The sequence below is a fragment of the Paenisporosarcina sp. P4_E4_2 genome, from assembly GCF_056401595.1.
The window spans coordinates 1-3993 of sequence record NZ_JBFUJC010000292.1; the positions used below are offsets into that span (position 1 = coordinate 1).

4 protein-coding genes are annotated in these 3993 nt (G+C 48.4%); all 4 read left to right on the plus strand.

Features of this window, described 5'->3' with window-relative positions; all coding sequences use genetic code 11:
• The coding region (locus AC1DSB_RS15670) for an S-layer homology domain-containing protein (protein ID WP_477587062.1) at positions 1-1129 on the plus strand (1129 nt) is incomplete at its 5' end.
• A gap of 142 nt (positions 1130-1271) precedes the next feature.
• Positions 1272-2141 carry a DUF4430 domain-containing protein gene (locus tag AC1DSB_RS15675; RefSeq protein WP_477532017.1) on the plus strand — a complete coding sequence of 290 codons (870 nt, stop codon included), beginning with the start codon at positions 1272-1274 and terminating at the stop codon, positions 2139-2141.
• 80 nt (positions 2142-2221) lie between these two features.
• Positions 2222-3100 (plus strand): energy-coupling factor transporter transmembrane component T, encoded by an 879-nt coding sequence (locus AC1DSB_RS15680; protein WP_477532018.1) that lies wholly within the window; start codon positions 2222-2224, stop codon positions 3098-3100.
• Positions 3082-3993: energy-coupling factor ABC transporter ATP-binding protein (locus AC1DSB_RS15685; protein ID WP_477587063.1), on the plus strand; the 912-nt coding region annotated here is incomplete at its 3' end. The genes AC1DSB_RS15680 and AC1DSB_RS15685, both read left to right, overlap by 19 nt.

A 3993-nucleotide genomic window follows, 5' to 3' on the forward strand; every position in this document is an offset into this window, starting at 1 on the left:
CAATGAACGCATGACGATGCAAGGGACAAACGGTGTCATTTTCGCATTGCTTGCCTTGGACTCGAAAAAATATGAAGTTCCTGCGAATGCGGTATGGACGAAAGCCAAGCTGGTGGACTGGCTGCTTGCGAAACAGAACGGCGATGGTGGCTTCCCGCTGGCGGATGGAGCTGCAAGTGATATCGATATGACTGCCATGGCGCTACAGGCCCTAGCGAAATACCAACAAAACAAAGAAGCGAAGGCTGCAACAGATAAAGGATTGGATTGGCTGTCCAAGCAACAACTGGCTGAAGGTGGATTCCAGTCGGCGGGATCAGTCAACAGCGAAAGCGTTTCACAAGTGATCATTGCGCTGTCGAGTCTTGGAATTGACTTGGAAGACAATCGATTCAAGAAAGAGAAGGGCGATTTGCTTTCAGCACTTCAATCCTTTGTCAATAAGGACGGGGGGATTTCCCATACGATAGGCTCGGGAAGCAACTACATGGCCACCCAGCAAGGGATGATGGCTTTGGTCGCCTATGACCGTCTCAAAACTGGCAAAACCGGCCTGTATGATATGGGAGACGTAAAGGCATCGACCCCGAATCTTTCATTCCCGGATGTCAAGAAAGGATCTTTTGGGGAAAAAGAAATACAGGAGCTTGCTGAAAAAGGTGTAATTRCTGGCTTCTTGGATGGGACGTTCAAGCCAAACCTAGAATTGAACCGAGGGGAAGCGGCGATTTTATTTGCCAGAGCACTGGATTTGAAAGCTCCGGAGTCGCCGGCAGGATTCAAGGATGTAGCCAAATCCAGCGTATTCTATGAGGCCGCACATGCTACGAAAGCGGCAGGCATTTTCAGAGGTCAGGGGATCGGGGAAACTTTCGGTGCTGGTGAAAAACTGAATCGTGAACAAATGGCTTCAGTGCTTGTCCGAGCTTTTGGATTGAAAGCCACAAATGAAAAAGTGAAATTGGCTGATCTGGACAGTGTGTCGGATGCACACCGGAAAGATGCAGAAATTTTATATCAAAATGGTATCACGCTTGGGAATGGGAACGGAAATTTCGATCCTAAAGGGTCTGTCTCCCGCGCGCATTTTGCCGTGTTCCTTTCCCGTTCACTGAACAACAAGAAATAAACAGTGTCGCGTTCATTTTATCAAGTGTTCACATTAAATATCGTATTTCAAGGACGGTCCAGCATTCCTCCAATAAGGTGCTGGAATGTCTGCAATATGGAGGACATTCAATTCAAAGAATGTTAGTAAAGGGGGACTATCGTTGAGGAACCATGTGAAGATCTTCGCAAATTTGGCCGCCGCTTTTGTATTGGTTCTTTTGCTGGGCGCATGCGGATCGTCACTGCAGAAACCGACAGGGCTGGAAAAACCGCAGAGCAGCCAGGAAACGGATGCAAGCGAGGAGCTGACGGAACAGGAACCCGTAGAAGAGAACGAGGGAATCTCTGAAGAATCAATAACGGATTCCCGCAAGGAAGAGCAAGAAAAAGCAGGAGAAACCAAGGTACGGGTGGAAAATGAGCAGGTTACAACGGTTGCGTCGGCAAAGAAAGAAGTGCAGCAGCCTACTCATGCAAAGGAGCAGGCTGAAAACAAGCCAGGAAAAGCCGAAAATCATACGTCAGGGCCTTTAGGGGAAGGTGGCAAGCAACCTTCAAACGCCACTTCCGGCAATCTCCCAAAAACGGCAGCACCCGTACAGGTCCCTTCCAAGCCACCGGCACCCCCTGTGGAAAGCCCGGCTGAAAAAGAAAAGGAACCTGAAGAGCAAGCATCCACAATCGTCTTCTCAATCGTCATCTCGTCAAGTGAGGTCCCTCTGACTCCTGTAAAGATGGAATTCAAGGAAGGGGATACCGTACTGGACGCATTGATCCAAATCACGAAAAAACATAAAATCCAAATGGATTACCGTGGCGGGAAAGGCGCCAGTGCATACGTGGAAGGTATCGCCAATGTCTATGAATTTGATCGTGGACAGGGGAGCGGCTGGATGTACCGTGTAAATGGGGTATTTCCTGATCGTGGGGCAGGCACGGTCCCGTTAATGGTGGATGATCGTGTCGAATGGCTCTATACGACCAGTCTTGGGGAGGACCTGAAAGCCGACCTGAAACCTTTTCGCCGTTAATTTAGCCAAGCGAAAACCGGCCAGTGCAATGCGGCCGGTTTTCTGCATGAGAAACGTTAAATGAAAGAAGGTGTACAAATATGGAAAGTGGCTTTCGCAGCTGCCACCCATTCGTGGTTTTCTTCTATTATTTATGTGTCGGCTTTCTCGCCATGTATTTCAATCATCCAGCATTTCTGCTTGTGGCGTGCTTGTTGCTGTTTGGGGCCAATCTTGCCCATGGCGGCGGCAAAGCGCTCAGGAAATGGATTCCATCACTCGTCTGGATGAGCGTTGCCATTATTGTCTTGAATCCATTGTTGAATTCAAGGGGTACGCACATTTTCTTCTACTTTCGAGGGAAGCAGGTTACCCTGGAAGCCACGATGTACGGTGTCGTAATGGCGCAGTCGATTGTCATGATCCTGCTGATGTTCATTTCATTCAACATCATTTTGAACGGCAATAAATTTCTGTTCGTTTTTTCTTCATTCTTGCCAAGAACCGCCTTTTTGACCATGCTGGCCATCCGCTTCGTCCCCCTTTTGAAAAGAAGGCTGGATGAAATAAGCGACGTGCAGCGCATCAAAGGGACGACAGCCTCGACAGGAACCATATGGGAGCGAGCGGGAAATGGGATGACCATGCTGCAGATTTTGTTGACATGGTCCTTGCAAGAATCATTGGACACGGCGGATTCAATGAAGGCGAGGGGATACGGGACGGGCAAGCGGAATCCTTATATTCCCTACAGAATGAACAAACGGGATAAGGGGTGGCTCGTGACAATGACTGCTCTTTTTGCGCTATGTGTAACAGGCGGGATGCTTGGGTACGGCAAAATCATTATCTATCCAGCTCTGGGGACATTGCACCTTTATTTCCTGGATTGGGTCCTGCTTATTTGTATGATGTTATTGGTATCATTTCCATTGCTCGTTGAAGGGAGAGAACAATTGAAGTGGAAATTTTCCGTATAGAAGAAATGACATTCGGCTTTCCCGACATGGAATGGAAAGCACTGAAGGATATCCATTTAAGTGTGAGGGAAGGGGAATTTGTAGTGCTATGCGGCCCGAGCGGCTGCGGCAAGACGACATTGCTGCGTCTTTTGAAAAAAGAGCTTGCCCCTGCAGGCAGGAGGAAAGGGGAAATCTATTACGAAGGAAAGCGTTTGGAGGACTGGGAAGAGAGGTTATTGATTGAACAAATTGGCCTTGTTTTTCAAGATCCCGACAATCAAATCGTCATGGATGAAGTGATGCAGGAAATTGTGTTCGGCTTGGAAAATCTGGGCTACTCGAATTTCGAAATGCGCAAAAGGGTTGCAGAGATGGTCCATTTTTTTGGAGTGGAAGGATTGCTGAGATTGAAGCCATCGGAACTATCCGGTGGCCAGAAGCAGATGCTGAATTTGCTTTCCGTTCTGTTATTGAAGCCCAAGGTGCTGCTGCTGGATGAACCGACTTCCCAGCTTGATCCAATTGCGGCCAAAGAGTTGATTCTCATTCTGGAAAGGCTGAACAAGGAAATGGGCATGACGGTCATTCTTGTCGAACATCGGTTGGAAGAACTGTTCGGGGTTGCGGATCGGGTACTCATGATGGAGGATGGGAAAATCGTTTATGATGGAAACAGCAAAGCGGTCATCACCGAACTGTACGCGCGGGGAGACGAACGATTCATCCCTTATGTCCCTTCAATATCTAGGCTTTATATGGAAAAAGAAGTTTGGCCAAGACTGGATGGCATACCATTGAACGTGAAGGAAAGCAAAGAGTGGATCCGAACACTGCCGGTATATCCTGCACTTGAAGTTGCGGATGCCGATGCCACTGAGGGAACTGGGAGGCAGCGGGTACTGGAAATGAAG